Here is a 22,746-nt window from a genome sequence, read left to right as displayed (position 1 = left end):
GTCAGCCTCCCAGGATCGCCGGCGCGCGAGCGAACGCATCGCGGAACAACCGCCCCATCAACGCGGGCACGAACGGCAGCGTCGCCACCAACAGCAGCAGCGCGACCAAGATCTTCAGCGGCAGCATCAGGAAGTACACATTGGCCTGCGGCATCGAGCGGGTCGCGTAGGCCACGCCGACGTCGACCGCGAACAGGCCCAGCATCACCGGCGCGACGATCATCAGCGCCAGCAGGAAACTGCTGCCGATCAGCCCGAAAAACGCTTCCACGTCCAGATGCAGCCCCGCGCCGCCCACCGGCATCACCGCAGTACTCGCAACCAGCGCGCGATACAGCTCAAGGTGCAGGTCCAGGGTGAAGAACAGCACCGTCGCCAGCAGCATCAGCGCGGTGCCGATCATCGACTGCATGTCGCCCTGCCCGCCCGGATTGAAGATCGCCGCCGCGCTCAGGCCGGCCTGCACGTCGACCAGCCAGCCCGACAGATGCAGCGCGGCCTGCGGCATCATCACCACCAGGCCGAACACGAAACCGATGCTCAATTCGACGATGGCGGCCGCGATCCAGCCGCCGGCCTGGGTCGGCATCGCACTCCACGCGTCGACCGGCATCGCCAGCACCGTCATCCACGCCAGCGCCATCGCCAGGGCGATGCGCACCAGCGGCGGCGCCCAGTTCAACGGCGACAACGAGGCCAGCGCGATCGGCGGCAGATAGCGCAGGAAGGCCAGGCCGAGCATGCCGACGAAGCGTTCCAGACCATCCACGGTGGCGGCGTTCATCGCTACAGTCCCGCCGCCACTTCGAACATGCGCTTGGCCAGTTCGATCGCGACCGACAGCATCCAACTGCCCAGCCCCAGGCAGACCACGACCACCACGCCCAGCTTGGGCACGAAGGTCAAAGTCATTTCCTGAACCTGGGTGACGACCTGCACGATCGAAATCAGCAGACCGACGACCAAAGTCGCCAGCAGGATCGGCGCCGACATTTTGACGGCCGCCAACAGCGTGTCCGTCAGCAGACGGATCGCGAAATCGGAATCCATGGCACTGCTCCGGGCGGGGTTAGCGCGGTTGGATTCCGAGGGTGGCTTTCAGGCGCTGGGCGAATTCGTGCACCGGCAGCGGACTGCCGGGCATCAGCTCGCCCATCAAGGCATCGGCGGCGGCGTTTTCGCCGCGCGCTTCGAGCACCAGGGTCTTGGCGTAGCGCGCGGTGACCGCCTGCGGATCCAGACGCAAGGCGCGCTTGATGCCCTGCTCGGCGGCATCGTAATCGCCGCGCAAGGCGTCGATCAGCGCGAGCCCGCCATGGGTGTCGCCGAAATTGCGGTCGAGCTCGTAGGCCTTGCGGTAGCTGGTTTCGGCCGCGTCGCGATCGTTCTGCAACAACTGCGTCCAGGCCAATGCATGCCAGGTGCCGATGTGATCGGGCATCGCCACGACCGCGTGATGCAAGGTGTCGCGCGCGGCCGGCAAGTCGTTGCGCAGCATCTGCAACTGGCCGTAGCCCGACAGCGCGCGGCCCGAATTCGGATGCCGCTGCAGGCCGCGTTCGAACAGCGCCTGCGCGCTGTCCAGATCGCTCTGCCACAACGACATGGTGCCGGCGACCAGCAGCGCTTCGTGTTGTTCGGGATAGCGCAGCAGGCAGTCGCGCGCGGCGACCGCGGCCTCTTCGAAACGGCTGGCGTCGAACAGGGCCAGGGCGCGCACGCCCTGCGCGGCTTCGTCGTCGGGATCGAGCTGCAGCGCGCGATCGAGCGCGTCGACCGCCTCATCGTAACGCTCGCGCATCAGCTCGATGCGGCCCTTGAGCACGAACAGCGCCGGAGCCGGTTCGAACCGCGCGAGCGCGGCCTCGACCGTGGCCGCGGCATCGTCGACATGACGCTGGCACAGCTGGGCGAACGCCAGGTCGTGACGGATCGCGAGATTGTCGTGGCCGTGTTCGATCAGGCCGCGATAACCGGCCTCGGCCTGCGCATGGCGGCCGTGGATCAGATCGATCCGGGCCAGGCGGAACGCCGGCCCGGGCGCGGTCTCGCCGTCGGGCAAGCCCCGCAACACGGCGTCGGCCTGCGCGTACTCGGCTTGCGCGCACAAGGCATCGGCCAGGTCGCAAGCGAGATTGATATTGGTTGGATCTGTTGCAAGAAAGCCACGCAGCTGCGTGACCCGCACGTCCATGCGTTCCATATCCTGACGTCGTCTCCAAACGTCGAACTGCTGATTTTCGATCGACCCTCACCCATCCCCATGGACGATGGCCGACCCCCTGTGTCTCGATAATGCTCCCGCCGTGTTGCATAACTGATTCAGCAAATCGGCGAGGTGGCGAACGCTAACTCGATAAATTCGTGCCTGTCAACACAGATTGCATCGAACCCGTCTCACGGTTTCAGACGCGAAGTTCGGAAAGCAGGCGCGACATGGCCTGGCGGTGGGATTCGTCGGTCTGCAGGGTCTGCACCAGCGAGTCCAGCATCGGCTGCCATTGGCTGTGTTCGCGCAACTCACTGCCAAATTCCCATAGCAATATGGTGCGAATTACACGTGGCCTTGCCGCGTCCAGCGCTTCGGCGTCGCCGGCCGGAACATCCTTGAGCACTTCGGCCAGATCACGCCGCAGCGCGGCGAGGTCGCGCTTGCCGGCGCGCGCCGGCGGCGGCGTTTCCTCCGACGCGGGCGTGTTCTTGCCGCCGACGCGTTCGGTCTTGCGGCTCAGCTCCGACCGCAGCGCGGCGATCAGCGAAGCGGTCGTCGATAGACGGTCGATCGACATCGCCGATCAGTGCTCGCGCCCGTAGCTGGCCAGGAACATCGGATTGGCGCCGATCGGATTGGTCTCGGCCAGGGCCGCCTCGGTGGCCTGCATCGTCGCGAGGTCGGCGCCCTGCACGCTCAGGCGATCGCGCAGACGCTGCATGTCGCCGGCCAGCGCGGGAATTTCCTGCGGCAGGGCCAGGCCTTGGTCGAGTTCGCGCACCGCGGTGGGCGCGTCTTCGTTGGCGGCCGCGACCAAGGCGCGCGCATAGGCGGCCAGGGCATCGCCGCGATCGGCGAGCGGCGCCAGCATCTGCGTCGCTTCCTCGACAGTGCCCTTCATCACCAGCAACTGGCCGAGCTGGAAACGTGCGATCGCCAGATCCGGCGCGCCCGCGACCGCGGCGCGGAACCCGGCCTCGGCGCGTTCGAACATGCCCAGTTGCGCGTGCTGCGCGGCCAGCAGGTACTGCGCGTGGACGTGCTTGGGATCGCGTTCGAGCAGCGTCTTGAGCATCACCAGCGAGTCCGCGTCGCGACCGTTGTTGATCGCGTCCAGCGCCAGGCGCAGCAGTTCTTCGTTGTCCAGCTTGTCGTAACCCATCGCCTTTACCTCGAATGCGCCGTCGCGGCGCGGTCATTGCTTGAGTGTGGCCCGGGGCACCATTGGAGACTAGACGGTGCCGCGATGGATCGGGGATGCGGCATGGCGCCCCGGGCCACAGATTTGTATCCGCGCCATGGGGCAAACGGTTTAGGGGCAATGCGCATCGGTACTGCGCGGCGATTCAGCGGCCGGGCGTGCCGGGCCGGGTCCGCTAGATTTCAATTGTCCCATATTCATAACTAATCTCAGGAGAAAAAACCGACTGAAATAACACTTCATCCGACCTAAACCTTTTCCCCGTCCCATGGATAGGTAGATAGGCCGCTGACAGAAAGCGGCGAACCATCGAACTATCTTGGGGAAGTCGGCATGTCGGCAGTGATTTCGGGTAACGGTCTGGGCCTGTTCAACGGCTCGGCGAGTCAGATCGGCACCGGTCTGGGCGGCGGCGCGCGGCTGGGTCAGGGCAAGGACAACCAGTACGTCAATATCGCCACCGGCAATCTGCTGCTGCAGAGTCAGGACGAGCAATTGCTGTTCCGCGGCATGACCATCGCCGCGCAGCGCACGTACAACAGCCGTGGCCTGCTGGCCGATGTCGGCGCCGATGCCTGGATCACCGGCTTCGAGCGTCGGGTCGAACTGCTGTCGGGCACGCTCAACGCCGCCGGCAGCGTGATGCGCCGGTACAGCGGCGATGGCTCGTACCAGGACTTCGCATTCGTCAGCGCCGACCTGTATCGCTCGACCACCGGCGACGGCGCGCACGACACGCTTAACCGCGACGGCGCCACCAGCACCTGGACCTGGGTCGAAGGCAGCACGCGTCGCGAGGAGCAGTACGCCAACCACGCCGACGCCACGCTCAAGGGCCGGCTGACGCGGATTCGCGACCTCAAGTCCGATGGCGTGTCCAAGGCCACCTGGAACGTCGTGTACGACGCCAGCAACCGCGTCAGCGAAGTGCAAGCGGTCGAGGGCGGGCCGCAGGAAGCGCTGATCTTCGGTTACGACGCCAATGGCCGGTTGAGCACGTTGTCGACCCGCATCAATGGCGTGGTCAACGAGCAAGTCACCTACGGTTACGACGGCTCGGGCCGGTTGAGCTCGGTGCTGGTCGACCTGACCCCAGCCGATGCCGCGGGCGATCGCGACGCCTGGGACACCAGCAATTTCGCCAACAACGACGGCTACCGTTTCCACACTGTCTATACCTATGTCGACGCCAGCAGCCTGCAACTGAGCCAGGTGCGGCAGAGCGACGGCACGCTGGTCAGCTACACCTACGACGCGCAAGGCCGGGTGCGCACGCTGACCCGCGGCGACGTCAACACCGACGACAGCGACGGCGCCGGCCAGACCCTGACCTTCACCTACGACACCGCCAACCGCAGCACCGAAGTCGCCGACTCGACCGGACGCTCGTGGGGCTATGTCTACGATGCGGCGGGGCAGTTGATCGAAGTGCGTTCGCCGGCGGTGTCGGGCGTGCGCGACCTGACCCAGTACAGCTACGACGCCAGCGGCAACGTCACCTGGGTCAAGGCGGTGCGCGGCAGCGCCACCTTGAGCGAGACGGTGTACCAGTACGACGCCAACGGTAATGTGCTGTGGCAGTGGAACACGGTCAATCCGGCGTCCGGCACGGCGGCGACCGCGGTGCAGCGCACCTACACCGCAACCAACCAGCTGGCCAGCGAAACGGTCTACAGCGGCCTGGATGCGGACCGCGAACTGGGCGCGCAGGCGCCGAGCGGCGGCCTGACCACCTCGTACGTCTACGACGCCCAGGACCGCGTGCGCTTCGTGATCGACGCGCTCGGCGCGGTGCATGAGTTCGAGTACGAAACCGTCGGCGCCGGCGCGGGCCAGGTGTCGAAATCGCGGCAGTACCTGGGCGCGGCCTACAGCGGCGCGATGACTCTGGCCGGCCTGACCGCCTGGGCCACCACGTCGCAACGCGCGCAGAGCACGTTGAGCGAATCGACTTACAACGGCAAAGGCCGCCTGTCGGGAACCAAGACGTACAGTTCGGTCGACGCCTCGGGCAACGGCGTGGAGAACGACGCCACCGAGATCGTGCAATACCTCTACGACGCGCACGGCCTGCTGACCCAGCGCCGGCTGATGCGCAGCTCGACCACGGCCGTCGACGATGGCCGCGACGTCAGCCACACCACGACCTACCTCTACGACGGCATGGACCGCCTGCGGTCGGAAGTGGTCACCGAGAAGGTCGGCGCCGGCAGCGACCAACTGCGCCGCATCGTCAGCCAATGGACCTATCAGGACTCCGGCGCCAGCGTGCGCATGGTGATCGAGGGCGGCACGGTCAACGACGGCGTGACCAGCAACGACCTGCTGCGGGTCGAAGTCCGCGACAAGGCCGGCCAGCTGATCAGCGTCACCGATTCGGCGTTCAGCGGCGGCGCGGCGCGGACGGTGTCGAAGAACTACTACGACACCGCCGGTCGCTTGCGCGCGAGCGAGGATGCGGGCGGTGCGCGCACGTACTATTTTTACGATGCCGAAGGCCTGTTGTCGGGTCAGGTCGACGAAACCGGCTCGGTTACTGAATTCGTTCGCGATGCGCTCGGACGCATCGTTCAGACCAAGCGATACGCCACGCGGGTGAATCCCGTGTCGTGGCAGGACGGAAGTTCGGGCGAGCCTGAAGGCCCAGGCGACCCGGGCCCTGGCGACCCGGGCGGTGGTACGACGTCAAGCGCCCAGAGTCTGAGTATCTTTCGTCCGGGCTGGATGGTCGGCACCATCTTTGTCTACGACATGATCGAAGACGCTCGCCCCGCGCTGTCGACCGAGGATCGTGTCGATAGCCACCTTTACGATGCCTTAGGTCGTCTGGTGAGCCAGACCGATGCCGAGGGCACGATCACCACCTTTACCTATGACGGCGCAGGCCGCCTGTTGCAGACCCGCATGACGGATGCGGCCGGTACCGCGGCCACCGAACGCATTGTCCGCTATTTCTACGACGCCAGCGGCCGTCAGACCGGCCAGCTCGACGCCGAAGGCTATCTGGTCGAACACAGCTACGACCTCGCCGGCCGCCGCATCGCCAGCAAGGCCTATGCAACCGTGACCGCGAGCGCGCAGCGCGCCGCCGGCACGCTCGCGCAACTGCGCCCGGCGAACGCCGCCGCCGATCAACTCACCCGCTGGTTCTACGATGGCCGCGGCAACGTCGTCGGCCAGTTGAACGCCGAAGGCTACCTGACCGAATTCGTGTTCGACGAAGCGCGCAACGAACGCGCGGTGCTGGCTTATGCCAAGCAGCTGACCGGCCTGAGTGGCAGCGAAACCCTGGCGACCCTGCACGCATCGGCGATCACCGGCGCGCTGCGGGAAACCCGTCGCGGCTACGACGTCGTCGGCCGCTTGAGCACCGAGCGCAACGCCGAAGGCACCGTCACCCGCTACAGCTACGACGCGCAAGGCCGCGTGCTGCGCACCGAGACGGCCGCCGACACCAGCGAGGTGCGCGAAGGCCGCTTGCGCTACAACGTGTTCGGCGAGTTGATCGGCGAACTCGACGGCGAAGGCTCGACCCGCGTCACCGCCGGGATGACCGAGGCGCAGCTCGATGCAATCTATGCGCAGTACGGCGTTCGTCACAACTACAACAACCTCGGTCAGCGCATCGAAAGCATCGACGCGGCCGGCAACAAGACCTGGTATTTCTACGATGCCAGCGGCCAGCCCACCTTCACGGTCAAGGGCGTGGCCAATACCAGCGGCGTGGCGAACGCGCAAGGCGAAGTGACCGAGATCCGTTACAACGCCTTCGGCGAAGTGCGCGACACCACCGCTTACACCGGCCGCATCACCCTGGCCAGCGCCGGCAGCCGCGACAGCGCCGCCACCGCCATCACCACCTTGGCTTACGTGGCCGCGAGCGACAGTCGACGCAGCATCACCTACACCAATCGCGGCCAAGTCGCGAGCACGCTCGACGCCGAAGGTTCGAGCACTCGCTACACCTATAACGCGTTCAACGAGCAGATTCGCGAGGAACGCGCCTACGGCACGGCCGCCGCGTCGATCAGCGACTATCAATACGACAAGCGCGGCCTGCTGACCGCGCGTACCGATGCAGTGGGCAAGGCCGAGCAGCGCGGCGCGGGATCGGTCTACGATGCATTCGGTCGAATCACCAGCGCGACCGATGGCCGCGGTATCGCGACCATTTATACCTACGACCGCCTCGGCCGCCAGCTGACCGCCAGCCAGACCGTCATGAGCCGCCAAGAGCTGGTCAGCACCAGCTACGACGCCTACGGCCGCGTGCTCAGCGTCACCGACGCGCTAGGACGCACCACTACCAGCGCCTACGACACCACCAATCGCACCACCACCGTCACCACGCCCGAAGGCGTGAGCGTGACCACGACCTTCAATCGCCACGGCCAGCAGGTGAACGTCGCAACGCCCTTGCCGGGCGGCACCGTCGCCAACACCAGCTACCTCTACGATCGCGACGGCAACCTCAAGAGCACCACCGACGCGCTCGGCCGCGCCGATGCCAACGAGTACGACGCGCGCGGCCTGCTCAGCGCGACGGTCGATCGCACCGGGCGCCGGGTCGAGCTGCGCTACGACGCGGTCGGCCGCCTGCTGCAGCGGATCGAAGATCCCGCGGGCCTGGCGCTGACCACGACCTACCGCTACGACGGCCAGGGCCGCCAGAGCGAAGTCACCGACGCCAGCGGCCGCAAGACCGCCTACATCTACGACCGCGAAGGCCGCCTGACCCAGGTCGCCGCCGATCCGGCTGGATTGAACCTGCGCACCGCCTACACCTACGACGCCCTGGGTCGTCAGATCACGGTCACCGAAGGCGCCGGCACCGCGCAGGCGCGCACGATCCAGTACGACTACGATGCCCTCGGTCGCCGTACCGCCGAACGCCTCGATCCGGCTGGCTTGAACCTGATCACGAGTTACGCCTACGACGCCAACGACAACGTCGTGCGTCGCACCGATGCGACCGGCAACGTCACCCGATTCTATTACGACGAAGCCGACCGGATGATCTATACGGTCGATCCGCTCGGGGTGATGACGCGCAACTGGTTCGATGTCACCGGCAAGGTCGTCGCGACGCGGACCTTCATCGCCGCGACCAACGTGTCGACGCTGACCGACACCACCACCATCGCGCAGCTCGATGCACGTCTCGCATGGGGCTCGACCGACCCGGGCAGCTACACCGTCTACGACCGCGACGGCCGCGCGCGGCTGGTATTGAGCACGATCGGCACGATCCAGGAATTCACCTACGACGCCGCCGGCCGGGTCTCGGTGATCCGGAACTACGCGGCGCTGTGGCCGGATTTCGGCACGACCATGCTCAACAAGCTGTTCGGCGGTACGGCGCAGCTGAGCGATTTCAACCTCGACGCGCTGCGCAACGATGCAGCGACCGACCGTGCACGCGATCTGGTCACCTACCAGGTGTTCACCGTGCTCGGCGAGTTGCGCACCACCGTCGACAACGCCGGCACGGTGATCTCGTACGTCTACGACGCCGCCGGTCGCCAGACCGTGCATAAGCGTTACGCGCACGCGGCCCAGCTCAACCCGACCCTGCGCGCCAAGCTGGTCGCCGGCACCGCCACGCCGCAGGACGTCATCGACGTCACCCCGGTCGACAACGCCACCGACCTGGTCGACTACACGACCTACGACAGCGCCGGCCGCGCGCATTTCAGCGTCGATGCCTACGGCGCCGTGGTCGAATTGCTGTACGACGCCGCCGGCCGCACAGTCGGGACCCGCGCCTACGCCAGTGCGATCACCATCGACGTGACGCTCAAGGCGCAATTGATCGCCGGCGATCCACTCGCCGAAGCGACTCTGCGTTCGCGCACCACGGCAATCACCAGCGATGCGCGCGACCTGCGCAGCTACCAGGTCTACGACAGCGCCGGCCGCATCGCCGCGACGGTCGACAGCGCGGGCTACATCAGCACGCGCAGCTACGATGCCGCCGGCCGCGTCATCGTGGGGCGCCGTCACGCCCAAGCCGCGACGATCAATGCCGCGTTGTGGGCCAAGCTGTCCGCCGGCACCGCCACGGTCGCCGACATCGCCGCCGTCGCCGCACAGAACGCCAGCACCGACGCGGTCGTGCGCCGCATCTACGACGCCGCCGGCCGCGAGCGCTACACCCTGACCCAGAACAGCGCCAGCACCTATCTGGTCAACGAACGCCGCTACGACGGCGCCGGCCGGGTGACCGCGCAATATCAATACAACGTAGCGATCGCCCTCGGCCCGGTGGCGACGCCGGCCGACGTCAACGCCGCCCTTAACGCGGCCGGCGCCTACGCCAGCGCCGATCGTTATCGCTCGACCCAGTACGTATTCGACGCCGCCGGCCGCGTGCGCTTTACCATCGATAATCTCGGCGCGGTCAACGAGCAGCGCTTTGATGGCGCCGGTCGCGCCATCGAGACCCGCCGCTACGGCGGATACATCTCCATCGCCACGCCGATGAACGAGGCCGCGGTATCGGCCGCGGTCGCCGGCATCGCCGATGTGCGCAAGACCACGACCGCCTACGACGCGATGAGCCGGGTGGTCCGCGTCACCGACGCGCTCAACCAGTACGAGGAGTACACCTATAACCCGCTGGGCCAGGTCACCGCGCTGCGCAACAAGAACGGAAACATCTGGAATTACGAATACGACGCCGCCGGCCGCCGCACCGCCGAAATCAGCCCGGACGTTTGGATCGCCAGCGTCGACGCCGCCGGCACCCAGAGCTATGGCGTGCGCCGTATCGCCACCCGCACCGAATACGACGCGCTGGGCAACGTAATCCGTCGCCTCGAAGATGCCGATGGCGGGCGCGCGCGCATCACCCGCTACGAGTACGACAACCGCGGCAACCAGATCCGCACGATCTTTCCCGATGCCGGCAAGATCGATCCGGCCAACGGGCAACTGGTCGCCTCGGGCATCCAGCCGACCATCGAAATCGTTTACGACGCACTCGGCCGCGCCGTGGTGCAGAAGGATGTGCGCGGCAACTACAGCTACAAGGTCTACGACGCGCTGGGGCAACTGGCCTACGACATCGACCAGGAAAATTACGTCACCCGCAACAGCTACGACGGTTTCGGCCAGAAAACCCAGCTGCGCCGCTACGAAGCTCGCCTCAACACCGCCGCGATCGCGGGATGGAGCGCGGGCCAGCCGATCACGCTGGCGCAGATCGAAACCGCCGGCGCGGTCGTGGCCGGCGCGCAGGACCGCACCATCACCACGCGCTACGACCAGCGCGGCCTCGCCGTGCAGATCGAACAGGCGCAGGTCACCTACTACACCGCCGCCGGCGTCGCCGCGACCGGCTCGCCGACCGTGCGGGTCGAGTACGACGGTTTCGGCAACAAGGTCAAGGAATCGATCCTGTTGCAAGGCACCGCGGGCCAGGCCGATGCGCGCTGGGCCGACAGCTACACCTATTACGACTTGGTCGGCCGGGTGACGATGACGGTCGATGCCGAAGGCTATGTGACCCGCAGCCAGTACAACGCCACCGGCGAAGTCACCGAAACCGTCGAGTTCGCCCGCGCCGTGTCGACTATCGGCCTGACCACGCTGGCGCCGCCCAATACGCCGCCGGCCGGCGACGACATCAGCGGTTACGATCGCACGATCCGTTATGGCTACGACGCATTGGGCCGCAAGTCGATCCAGGCGGTGGTACGCCACTTCCAGCGCAACGACGGCAGCTCCGGCGTGCGCGATGTGTTCACCCAGTTCCGCTACAACGGCGAAAACCGCGTCACCGAGGTTATCGACGATACCGGCGTCACCAAAACCGACTACGACTCGCTCGGCAATGCGGTCAGCGTGACCGAACCGGTGCGCGCGGTCATCAACGATACGACCTTCTCCTTGCTGGGCAGCGGCACCGATCGGGATTTGACGACGTCGTGGATGTACGAGTACGTCTCCCCGTTCACCAACATGATCTACGACGCATTCGGCAATATCGTGCTGACGCGCCGGTTCGCCAATGGCAAGAATGCCGCCGGGAACGTAATTGCGGACGACAACAAGGACCAGATCGACCGTATCCGCTACGACTGGCAGGGCCGCGCGGTCGTCACGATCGACAGCAACGATCAGTCCACCTACAGCGACTACGACGCAGCCGACAACGTCACCCACCGGTGGACCGTCCTGTCCGGCAGCGAAGCTGCCTACGATGTGCGCGTCCACTCGTGGTACAGCTACGACAAGGCCGGCCGCCAGACCGGCACCAGCCAGACCCGCGACCTGCTCAACGGCGGCGGTTCCGGCACCGACCAGTCCGAGGCGGTGGTCTACAACGCGTTCGGCGAGATCGTCCAGAAGACCTATGCCGGCATCGCGGGCAGCCTGAACTACGGTTACGATGGCGCCGGCCGGCTGGTCACGTCGAACGAAACCTTCGTGGTCAAGAACTTCGGCTACAACCTCGCCGGCCATCAAGTGCGCGAGGCCCACGTGGTCGCCACGTCCGACGGGCAGAAAGTAGACGCGATCACCTGGAACACCACCGATCGTCTGGGCCGCATCACCGCCACCCGCCTGCCGTCGCATACCGCCGACCCGAACGCCACAACCAACGTCCAGCAGCGTCTGGATCGCTGGGGCAACGTGCTGGAAGTGATCGACGCGCGCGGCTACCGCACCAACTACCAGTACAACGAGTCCAACCAGGTCGTGCGCGACGAACGCCCGATCGTCCAGGTCGTATCGGACACCGGCGCGGTCAGCTGGGTGCGCCCGGTCAACCAGTGGTTCTACGATGCGCTTGGCCGCCTGATCGGCACCCGCGATGCCAACGGAAATACTCGTACCAACGAATACGATGCGACCGGCCGCCTGATCGCCACGCGCGACGCGCTGGGTCAGACGACCCGATTCGCGTTCGACGCGCTGGGCAACCAACGTATCACCCAGAACCCGCTCGGCTACCTGACCTACCAGGACTACGACCGGTTGGGCCGCGTGATCCAGATCGGCGACTACCTCGCCAACGGTGCCGGCGGACGCACGCGTTCGGCGCTGCAACGCTATGTCCTGAACCAGAACGGCGACCGCGTCCAGGTGTTCGACGCGCTCAACAATCTGGCGCGGTACGAGTACGACAGCCAGCACCGGTTGCTGCTGTCGCGCACCGCGATGGGTGTAGGCACCGGTTACGCCTACGACACGCAGGGCCGCAAGATTTACGAAACCCTCTGGTCGATCAATGCTTCGACGGTCGTCGACCGCGATGGCGAAACGGTGCGTCTGCACCAGCTCTCGTGGGACTACGACGTCTACGGCCGCCTGACCGACCATAACAACCTCAGCGGCCGCGATTTCAACTACGCCTACGACGCCACCACCGGACAGATCACCGCGGAAACCCAAGCCGGCGGTCCGGCTGGGGATGCCATCCGTTACACCACGTACTACGCCAACGGCCTGATCAAGGCACTGCACGAGAACGGCGCCGCCCCGACCCACCGCTACGAATACGACGCCGCCGGCAACCGCACGCTGGAAGAAGTCAACACCACCGACGCCGGCGGCAAGGTGGTGCATACCATCACCCGCACGTGGTACGACAGCAACAACCGTATCCAGCGCGTGGTGCAGGACGACCTATCCAACGGCGCGGCCAAGCGCGCGTTCGACCTGACCTACAGCTACGACGCGGTCGGCAACCGGCGTCGGGTGCAGGCCTCGGCCGGTTACGGCCCCGACTCGGCCGAAGTGCCGGCGATCAACACCGCGCCGCAACTGGTGCAGTCGCCGCCCTCGCGTTCGGTCCACAAGGGCGCGACCACCGAGTTCGCACTGGTGTTCAACGAGATCTTCCTCGATGCCCAGCAAGACCCGCTGACCCTGCAGATCAGCCTCGCCGACGGCAGCCCCTTGCCCGCGTGGCTGACCGCGCGCCGCGACGCGGCCACCGGCCAGATCATCTTCACCGCCCAGCCCGCCGCCAACGCCGCCGACCAAGACCTGTCGATCCGCCTGCTCGCCTCGGAAACCGGCAACCCCGGCAACGCGGCCGCGACCACGTTCACCTTGTACGTGCGCAGCAACGTCGGCCCGCAAGTGTTCAACACCGCGCCGGAAACGATCCCGGTCAAGGTCGGCACCAACCTCACCAAGACCCTGCGCGCCAGCGATTATTTCTATGACCTGGACATCGGCGATCAGCTGCGTCTGAGCATCGACAATCTGAGTTCGCTGCCGTCGTGGCTGCAGATCGATCCGGCCACGATGCTGCTGCGCGCCGACCCGACCGCGGTCGGCGTGTTCGCGGTGATGCTGCGCGCGACCGACCAGAACGGCCTGTCGGTGATCAAGACGATCCACGTCAACGCCGCCGCCAACAGCGCGCCGACCGGTCCGTCGCCGTTGCCCGCCGTGGTCGCGATGAACTACAGCGATTTCAGCTGGTCGAGCCCGCTTTCGCAGGTATTTACCGACCCCGATGGCGACAGCTTCACCGTTACCGCCAGCGGCCTGCCCGCATGGATGTCGTTCCAGCGTATCGACAACCCAGTGCGCCCGGAATTGCGGCTGATCGGCCGCGTCCCCGGCGACATCCCTGCCGGCACCGTCTACACCGTCAGCTTCACCGCCACCGACACCAGCGGCGCGGCCAAGACCACGACGTTGGCGATCACCGTGCGCGCCAACAACCGTGCGCCCAACCCGCCGTCGGAATTCACGATGCCTTGGGCGGTGGCCGGACACTGGTACAGCTACCAACTGCCGGCCTTCACCGATCCAGAAGGCGATGCGCTCGCCTACCAGCTCACCGGCCTGCCCGCCGGCCTGAGCTTCGACGCGCAAAGCCGCACCATCAGCGGCGTGGCCAGCGGCGCGAGCAACGTGCGTCTCTACTACACCGCCACCGACGCGTTCGGCGCCAGCAAGACAATGGATTTCGGCTTCGGCAGCTACGTCAATCAGCCGCCGGTCGCCTCGTCGATCCCGAACCAGACCGCCGGCGTCGGTACTGGCTTCGCCTATCAGATTCCCGCGTTCACCGATCCGGGCGGCGGACAGCTAACCACCTACAGCGCGACCGGCCTGCCGCCGGGCCTGAGCATGAGCAGCACCGGCGTCATCACCGGCACGCCCAGCACCGCGGGTAGCTACACCGTCACCGTCACAGGTTCCGATGGCTACGACTCGGCCTCGACCAGCTTCGTGATCACGGTCAATGCGGTCGCGCCGCCCAACAACCCGCCGATACGCAACTACACGCCGACCAACAAGTCGATGGTGATTTCGGAAAGCGCCGGCAGCGGCGACTACGAGATCTGGCCGGCGAATGCCTTCATCGACCCAGACGGCAATCCGCTGACGTATCAGCTGGTCAACTCGCCGGCCTGGGTCGTGTACAGCTACAGCGCTAGCGGCGGCCACTACTTCGACTTGTCCCCGCCCGGCCAGAACGGAGGTTACAACATCACCGTGCGGGCCACCGACAGCTTCGGCGCCTACGTCGACATGAGCTTCCACCTCACCGTCCAGTTCCAGCGCGGCGGCGGGCCACTGTCGCAACCCGGCGGTCCGGTCGAAAGCAGCCTGAGCTTCGACATGGCACCCGAGGCCGAGAGCGCCGGCACCGCAACCACCGCCAGCACCATGGCGAGCACGCCCACGCCGATCGACGTGCGCGACTACTGGTTCACCTACGACGCCGAGAACCGCATCGCGATCAACAACGGCCGCATGGTGAACGGCCAGATCGTGCTGACCGAGCAAGGCGGCGACTCGTACCTTTTGGGTTACGACGCCGCCGGCAACGCGGTCACCCGCACCTTCTACCGCTTCAACAACCTCAAAGTGCAGCGCAGCAACTACGACCTGCGCGGCAACCGCACCGTCGAATTCCACGAGCAACTGGCGGGAAGCAGCAACTTCGGCGGCATCAACCGCGTCTTCAGCTACGACGCCAACAACCGCCAGCTCGGCAGCCGCACGTACTACCCCGAAGGCACCACCTGGACCCGTTATGGCAACAGCGACATCCACGAGGAGTACGAGACCTACGACTACAGCGGCTGGCTGCAAGGCGCCGAAGCCTACGCCTACGACGCCGACGGCCGCCTGATCTACCAGAGCACGACCGGCCGCAACGAAGCAGCCACCAACTGGGTACAGATCGCGTCGCTGGACAACGCCAACGGCCGCCAGAGCACCGACCTTAGCGTGCTCACCGTGGTCAAGAGCCGCGTCGACTATCTCGACAACAACAATCAGAGCACCTACGACGGCTCCGGCAAGGCCACGAGCTACCGCACCTTCGCCCCCGGCTACATGCACACCTACACCGTCACCTACGAAGGTTGGGAGAGCTACCAGGAAAAGATCGTCAGCGGCGTCAGCACCGACAACAACTACAAGCCCACCACCAACACGCTGACGTACGACGCCTTCGGCCGCCTGATCTCGCAGGTCGAAAACACCCGCCTGAAGAACGGCACCCTCGACGACCGCGTGCGCTACTACGCCTACAACGGCGACGGCCAGGTCCAGACCCGCCGCGAAGGCACCCTGAGCAACGGCCAGTTCACCCAGACCGGCACGACCAAACCGAACTACCTGTTCGCCTACGCCGGCGGCCAGCAGATGGCGCAAGTGCGCGAAGGCGCACTCGGCATCGTCAGCCTCAACGGCATGGGCATGTACGAAGCCGGCGGCGGCAAGGTCACCGCGCTGGCCGGCGAGACCCTGCGCGACCTGGCGAAACGCGTGTACGGCAACGAACAGCAGTGGTACGTGCTGGCGCAGGCGAACGGTCTGGGCGATCCGGAGCAGGAGATCGGTGGCGGTTTGATGTTGGACGTGCCGAACGTCGATGTCAGTCGCAATGATGCGGGTACGTTCAAGCCGTATAACCCGGCGGAGGCGATTGGGTCGACTACGCCGACTTTGCCGTTTATCCCACCGCCGCCGCATTGCGACACGCTTGGCATGGTCATCATGATCGTCGTGGCCGTGGCCGTAGCAGTCGGTACTTGGGGGGCAATGACCGGCCCCGCTGCCGGAGCTGCCGGTGGAGCCGCTGCTGGCGCAGGTGCGACTACGGGTACTGTCGCTGCAAGTGCGGGAGCAGGCGCCGCCGCAGGAACCACCGCAGCCGTGGGAGGAACCGCCGCAGCCGTAGGAGGAACGACAGCTGCCGCTTCAATCTCTTTTGGTACCGGCGTGTATGCAGGCGCGGTAGCGGGCGCGGCCAGTAGCTTGGCCAGCCAAGCGGTCGGCAGCATGATGGGCGTCACCAGCTTCAACTGGCGTGGCGTAATTGTCGGTGGCGTAACGGGCGCAATTACCGGCGGGATGTTTGCCCAATGGGGTTCCGTTGGACAGGCCGTCGAAAAACTCCAGTACGGAAGAGCCGCTGGTCTCGCGCTAGGCGGAGCCGGCGCAAGCTACATCGGCCAAAAAGTTGCAGGTATGGACGTCAGCTTCAGCTGGCGAGGCATTACAGCGGACGCCTTGAGTAGCTTGGTATCGGCGCAGATCAGCAAATCTGTCGGACTACCCCCATCCAAGGACTTCCAAGGTGCCGGTAATTTCGGCGCCGATCTTGCCAATGGCATGATCGGTGGCGTCGTCAGCGTCCACACCCGTCGTGCGTTTGGGTTCAATGACGAGATCCACTATGGGCGGATTGCGTTGGACGCATTTGGTAATGCGCTAGGCAATGTCCTCGGCAACGCTATGGCACTGGGTGTGCGGGATGTTCGAGCGACTAGAGGCCTTAAAGACGCTTCCCGCGGGGCATATGACGAGCTTAGGAAGGCTGGCTACTCTCCCGAGCAAGCGCGCCGTATTGTCACCGATCCTGATATGCAGGGCCTTCTGGCTGCGCGGGATGATCGCGATGCCCTAGCCAGATCGGAGAACAACAAATTAAATAGCTTCGATGACTTGAGCACTGAGGAAAAGGAAAATTTACTCACACGGCAATCACGAGGAAAGTATCCATTAAAATATAACGAATCGGGCGTACCGTACTCCCTTCACGACGCAAACCCCTTTGGCATAGAAATAGATGTCTTTGGTGGAGATCCGTTCAGTACAAAGTCAACACTTCATAGTTTCGCTGTAGCGGCCTCTGGCGTCATAGTTGAAGGGCAAGCGGCCTTGGGTAGTGCAATCGAGACCTTAGGTGAGGACAACGTACGTGGCGCAGTTATCGTCACTCAGTTCGCACTAGGCGGCATTCCGAAGACGATTGTTGGGCTGGCTACCGAGCAAATTGCAGGAGAATGGATCAACCAAAAAATCGATAAATATATTAAGACCCCACTATCCGATGCCTATGCCAAAGGTATTTTTGGAGCGGTCGAAGGGGATGAGGTGGCGGCCGTCCGCCCGGTATCCGACTCAGCGGCAGCGTTCACCATCGGCCTAGCTAGCACTGTTGCCGTAGGCATTGGCGCGTCGATGGGCAGGGACATGATCATCGGCGCCGCACGTAACGCAAAAGCTTATATTGAGGTTGCGAAAAACAAACTTGAGGTCGTGGTTCGCGATCGAATGAATGCCGCTAAGGAAGTGGAGCTTTTTGGCCCCAGCGGCTCAGGGCCAAAGAACACATATGCACAAATTGGCGCATTAGGCGACATAGATCGCCTGAAAATATTAAAAAAGCTATCAAAAGGCACTGAAAATTTCAAAACATTTGACTCTTTTAATTCCGCTAGACAGTATGCGAAAAAATTATCCGGACTAGGAGATGATTCCGTTGACTTCATTCAAGAAATCGGGCCCAACGTTGGACGCGTGACTGGTAGAATGAGCCCTGACGGCGCACGTGGTTGGCGCATAGACTTTGATGAAGAATACGGATTTCATGTGAATTGGTGGGATCGCACTGGAGGCAGAAAGCGTCCAAACTGGTATTTTGGCTTGAACCTAATCGAAGGCGGGACAGAAGCTAAATACATCGAGTTGCTACGGCATTTTCCGGAGAATTAATATGATTAATAGCGACTACCACCTACAAGAATGGATAAATTTAGGACACGCACTCATCGTGCCCATTGAAATTGCAGATCAGTTAAAAGCCAAGCTTGAAAACCTCCCGTGGAATACGGCAGGCAGCGGGATAGACTGGAAAGACATTCCACACAAAAAAATTAAATTATCAGAAGCCCAAGAAGCCAGAGAGTACAATTTCCTCGAAGGAACCAAATTAGAGCTGAACCAATTAATTATATTTTTATTCGGAAAAAATGATCCTTGTCTTGCATGCGGATTGAAATTCGGAATTGAAAATATCGACTATGCTTATTGGAAGGCTCCGGGGAAAAGATATTTTTTCGGCGCAAATTTTGACCAGGATCGCATCTTCCCAGAACTGGACAGCCTGAATGAATATGATGGCTCAGATACCTTAAGACTTTCTATTTAACATATCAGCGAAGCGAAAATAGGGGTCAGAGTGGACTTTCCATTCCACTCTCCGGCCCCGGTCGATCCTTGCACGGACGCCCAATCTTTGCCGGACCTGCGCGCCGCTGTAACTGAGCTTCGATCACACTCCGGAATCGGTCGGTACCGAGTGCGTGCTGTCGCTGCAGTCGCAGCCGAATCAAAGCCACGTCGTCTGGATTTAGGGCTTCTGCAACCAAGCTGGCATAAGCCTGCTGAGGGCTTGTATCGTCCGCATCCAAGGTCAAGTAGACCGGGGAGTGAGTAAGGTGCTCGGCTCGCCCGATGTATTTGCGCGATAGCTGGACCAGCGATAATCCCCTGGCGAGCTCACCGTCCCCTCGCGCACCGGGTTGAGCTCCGAAACAGGGGGCAGAGTGCACTTTCCGTTCCACTCTCCGCCCCTCGCCGATCCTTCCACGGACGCCCGATCTTTGCCGGACCTGCGCGCCGCTGCAACTGGGCTTCGTTCATGGCTCGAAACCGGTCAGTGCCGAGTGCGTGTTGGCGCTGCAGTCGCAGCCGAATAAGCGCCACTTTGTCTGGATTTAGTATCTCTGCAACCAAGCGGGCATAAGCGTGTTGACGATATGCGCTGTCCGTACCCAGCGCCAGATAGGTGGGATGCGGAGTGAGCAGAGCATTGGATTGGCCAGACGCATTCGCGTGATAGCTGGACCAGCGATAATCGCCTGGCGCGCTCACTATCCCTGCACGCACGGGATTGAGTTCTATATACCGATAGCAGTGCAGCAAATAGCTATCTGTGTCGACAGGGCACGCCTTGTGCCGCCCTTCCCACAGGGTACCGGTGCGATGATAACGATCATTAACATAGCGGACATACCGCCGTCCCAGCGCCTGCATGACCGCACTCACCTGCCCCACCCGAGATGGCGTAAGCAACAAATGGACGTGATTCGTCATCAGCACATAGGCGTGGATCACACAGCCGGCCCGCGCGGCCAGTTCGTGTAGTTCACTCAAGTAGCGAAGGTAATCCAGGTCCTGAAAGAAACAGGGGCGTCGATCGTTACCGCGTTGAACGACATGTTGCGCGATGTGGGGCAGATCAATTCTAGGCTGTGGAGGCATACTGTGCTTCGTTGCTGGAGACACACAGCCTGCTTTAGCATGCCGCCGACCACCATCGGTCCATTACGGATACGGGACTAAGGAAAGTGCTCTCTGCTCTCTATCTCTCTCTTTGCCCCATGCATTGTCGAAAACACGATGAAAAAGAATGAATTAATCTCTCTGCTCACAAGAGAGAAGATATGCACTCCATTGCAAATTAGAGGATGTAGCTCGACTGAAGTATCCGCATTGGAGAAGCGCATTGGATACGCACTGCCCGATTCGTACAGGGAATTTCTGCTGGCCATGGGATGGGGCGCCGGAGATTTTCTGCGTGGCACAGATATTTTCTACCCACACTTAGAATCTTTGCGCGGCGAAGCGGAAGCTCTGTTAAAAGAAAATTCCACAAAACTCCCGAGCCCCGATGAATCATTTATATTCTCGATGCATCAAGGTTACGAATTTAACTTCTTTGTCGTCAACGGCCATAACGACCCACCGATATGGCAATATATCGAAGGCGACACCTCACCTCAAATAACCTGGATTTCTTTTGATAGCTTTATAATTAAATGCATTTCTGATCATTTAAAAATTATTGTTTAGAAAACACTGATGCGACAAGAATAGAAACAAGGCTAGAGTGAACCTTCCATTCCACTCTCCACCCCCTCAACCTTAAACGGATAACCTATCTTTACTGGACGTGCTCGCCGCTGCAACTGGACTTCGATCATGACCCGGAACCAGTCGGTATCGAGGGCGTATCATCGTCCCTGAAAATAGGCAGAGTGGACTTTACTTAGAAAATATACCCTGACCCCTATTTTCCTTGGGCCTGATTTCGTCCAGACCTTGGTCAAAACAGTGCGTGCGCGGGCGTTGGCGCCCCGCGTGCGGTCGTTTGCCCGGTGCGGCCGCCGTCGCGATCGACGACGGCCGGTCGCTGCGGTGTTACGCCGGTCGGATCGCCTTGAGGCTGCGATCCATTTGTTCGGCCTATAGCCGGAAGACTTTGGCCAAAGCGCGGCGGCGCGATTGCTCGGGTTCGCGGACGGCCGGGGCCGGTTCGGTCGTCGGATCGATGGTGTGGGCGATGCCGACCAGTTCGTCGTGGAACGCTTGCAGTTCAAGGTAGGCATCGACGGGTAGCACAACGCTGTCCGCACGCGGGGCGGACGGCGTCTTGCGGGGCATAGGCGCGCTCCGCTCCATGGACCGGTGGTCCGCGCTGCGCGAAGTCGCAGGCGGGATGTCGGGAGGCTAGAAACCGTACACAGACGGCGGGTGTATTCCCCTTGCGGGTGTTGTATTAGCCGCCCTCCCGACGCGGAAACGCGCCGAGTGTGCGCCCAAAACGTAGGCGCAAAAAATCCACCGGTATTTCGGCGGTGGGGCCGCTGTGTAAGGAGTTTCTAGGCTCCGGTGCAGAAATTGCTACTGAGAAATCCGCGTGTCAACGGGTTGTCCATGCTCGCAGGAGCCCAACCGTTGCCTAATGGTTCGCGGTTCGAAGACATGCGGCTAACATGCATCCTCACCATCCAATACAGCACTGACTATGTTTGCCAAGCTGGACGCCGAAATTAACCGAAGCCCTTCTGTCGACTACTGGTCCGATGTAGGCATCGACGTATGTGCCGCGATCCTGTGCGACTTCAATCAAGAGGACTGGATCAAGCTCGGCGAAGAAATCCCTATCAAATCTGCAGAATGGATCTCCAGATGCGCCGATGCACTAGGGAGTGTGCCGGAGAAAAGATCTCTCGACTTGCTGATGGAGATAGCCACCAGTGACGACAGCAACGTGCTAGTTACAGCCTTGGACTGCATAAATTCACTCTTCGTGATGGGCATGCCTATCGCCGATCACTCGCAATTCTTGATCGAGCGAATTAACACCGCTCGTCCTCTGGCCAGCAGAATTGAGCTGATAGCGTTGGCCTCACTTGAAGGAAATTTAACCGGGGAGACTCCGGTGAATTTTCTGGAAAGCGCAAAGAAGGCCTTTGAAATCTAAGCCACCACCACGACTCACCACCTTCTTGTCGGAAGCCCTCGAATGATCAAGTTTTACAAGTTCTATACGGTCTCTCTCGACAACGAAGACGGGTTTTACTACTGCGAAGTCCTTGATGGGATGATCGTTCGGCAGATCAACCAATTCGGAATAAGTTTGTATTGGGCAACGCGGGAGTCTGAGCGCGACCCAAGATATGACCTTACCGATCAGCCGGTCTTGGCAGTTGAAGAACAAGACGTAGGCGAAGAAATTTCGGAGCAAGAATTCACTGCGTTGTGGAAACAGGCCAATGAAGTCACGGCGACCTGAGGTGCAGGGTGAAAGTATCGTTTATAAGCGAGGCGAGCCGACACGCCGGTGAAGCGCGGGCCATGGGCCGACGTGGTTGAGGTGTCGCGGTCGCGGCTTGCGCCGCTCCTACAGGATGGAACCAGGGATGTCGCGGGACTCGGCTCGCGTTTTCACGGGTACGGCTTGACGCGAAGGTGCTGATCGATCCACCACATAACGTCTTCTTCGTGGTAGATGCATTGCGCCCAGTAATTGGCGGTTTCGTGATAGATGATGAGTACATCACCGATCAAGGGCTTATCTTTCCATTCACGGTTGATTCGACCTACCGCTTCCTCCCGTGAAACTCCGAACAGGCGCATCATCTCTTGTGCGATGTCGTCGCAGAACGCTTCCGAGGTTGCATCTGTGTCGAGGTCAAATTTCATCGCGGCTCCTGAATCAGGCGGGTTTGGGTCTGAATGCGCGTTGGGAGGGAGGAGCCGAAACAGTCGCTTG

13 protein-coding genes are annotated in these 22,746 nt (G+C 62.7%); 5 read left to right on the top strand and 8 right to left on the bottom strand.

Annotation, left to right across the window (positions count from 1 at the left end):
* Position 1: 1 nt before the first annotated feature.
* The 5 genes from IEQ11_RS06435 to IEQ11_RS06415 form a co-directional block, all read right to left on the bottom strand.
* The gene (locus tag IEQ11_RS06435) at positions 2–784 is read right to left on the bottom strand and encodes a flagellar biosynthetic protein FliR (RefSeq protein ID WP_228464561.1); all 783 of its coding nucleotides are present in this window, start codon (positions 782–784) and stop codon (positions 2–4) included.
* 2 nt (positions 785–786) lie between these two features.
* Positions 787–1,050, bottom strand: a complete 264-nt coding sequence (locus tag IEQ11_RS06430; RefSeq protein WP_036101654.1) for a flagellar biosynthetic protein FliQ — start codon at positions 1,048–1,050, stop codon at positions 787–789.
* Positions 1,051–1,069: 19 nt separating this feature from the next.
* Complete coding sequence (locus IEQ11_RS06425; RefSeq protein ID WP_191821661.1) at positions 1,070–2,194, bottom strand: tetratricopeptide repeat protein; 1,125 nt, start codon at positions 2,192–2,194, stop codon at positions 1,070–1,072.
* Between the two features lie 211 nt (positions 2,195–2,405).
* The gene (locus IEQ11_RS06420; RefSeq protein ID WP_096413903.1) at positions 2,406–2,789 is read right to left on the bottom strand and encodes a hypothetical protein; all 384 of its coding nucleotides are present in this window, start codon (positions 2,787–2,789) and stop codon (positions 2,406–2,408) included.
* A 6-nt stretch (positions 2,790–2,795) separates the two neighbouring features.
* Positions 2,796–3,374: a hypothetical protein gene (locus IEQ11_RS06415; protein ID WP_191821662.1), complete on the bottom strand. Its 579-nt coding sequence runs from the start codon at positions 3,372–3,374 to the stop codon at positions 2,796–2,798.
* Between the two features lie 372 nt (positions 3,375–3,746).
* On the opposite strand from IEQ11_RS06415, the gene IEQ11_RS06410 reads away from it, so the two are divergent.
* Together IEQ11_RS06410 and IEQ11_RS06405 are read left to right on the top strand one after the other, a co-directional pair.
* Positions 3,747–18,398, top strand: coding sequence for a putative Ig domain-containing protein (locus tag IEQ11_RS06410; RefSeq protein WP_191821663.1), 14,652 nt, complete (start codon positions 3,747–3,749; stop codon positions 18,396–18,398).
* A gap of 1 nt (position 18,399) precedes the next feature.
* A complete protein-coding gene (locus IEQ11_RS06405) occupies positions 18,400–18,834 on the top strand; it encodes a hypothetical protein (protein ID WP_191821664.1) in 435 nt (144 codons plus the stop codon).
* 350 nt (positions 18,835–19,184) lie between these two features.
* Here the strand turns inward: IEQ11_RS06405 and IEQ11_RS06400 are convergent, their stop codons facing one another.
* Complete coding sequence (locus IEQ11_RS06400; protein ID WP_228464563.1) at positions 19,185–19,949, bottom strand: transposase; 765 nt, start codon at positions 19,947–19,949, stop codon at positions 19,185–19,187.
* 138 nt (positions 19,950–20,087) lie between these two features.
* Here IEQ11_RS06400 and IEQ11_RS06395 point away from each other — a divergent pair, with 138 nt between their 5' ends.
* On the top strand, positions 20,088–20,540 hold the full coding sequence (locus IEQ11_RS06395; protein ID WP_191821665.1) for an SMI1/KNR4 family protein: 453 nt from the start codon (positions 20,088–20,090) through the stop codon (positions 20,538–20,540).
* 393 nt (positions 20,541–20,933) lie between these two features.
* Here the strand turns inward: IEQ11_RS06395 and IEQ11_RS06390 are convergent, their stop codons facing one another.
* Positions 20,934–21,131, bottom strand: coding sequence for an XAC0095 family protein (locus IEQ11_RS06390; RefSeq protein ID WP_191821666.1), 198 nt, complete (start codon positions 21,129–21,131; stop codon positions 20,934–20,936).
* Positions 21,132–21,495: 364 nt separating this feature from the next.
* Between IEQ11_RS06390 and IEQ11_RS06385 the strand changes: the two genes are divergently transcribed.
* On the top strand, positions 21,496–21,954 hold the full coding sequence (locus IEQ11_RS06385; RefSeq protein ID WP_191821667.1) for a hypothetical protein: 459 nt from the start codon (positions 21,496–21,498) through the stop codon (positions 21,952–21,954).
* A gap of 42 nt (positions 21,955–21,996) precedes the next feature.
* Positions 21,997–22,266, top strand: coding sequence for a hypothetical protein (locus IEQ11_RS06380; RefSeq protein WP_194735096.1), 270 nt, complete (start codon positions 21,997–21,999; stop codon positions 22,264–22,266).
* A gap of 152 nt (positions 22,267–22,418) precedes the next feature.
* Here IEQ11_RS06380 and IEQ11_RS06375 read toward each other — a convergent pair whose 3' ends face one another.
* Positions 22,419–22,676, bottom strand: coding sequence for a hypothetical protein (locus IEQ11_RS06375; protein ID WP_191821668.1), 258 nt, complete (start codon positions 22,674–22,676; stop codon positions 22,419–22,421).
* Positions 22,677–22,746: the final 70 nt, after the last annotated feature.

The organism is Lysobacter capsici (genome assembly GCF_014779555.2).
In the GTDB taxonomy this organism is placed as follows: domain Bacteria; phylum Pseudomonadota; class Gammaproteobacteria; order Xanthomonadales; family Xanthomonadaceae; genus Lysobacter; species Lysobacter capsici.
Note: the sequence above shows the minus strand (reverse complement) of the source record. Positions and strands in the feature narration are given on the sequence as shown.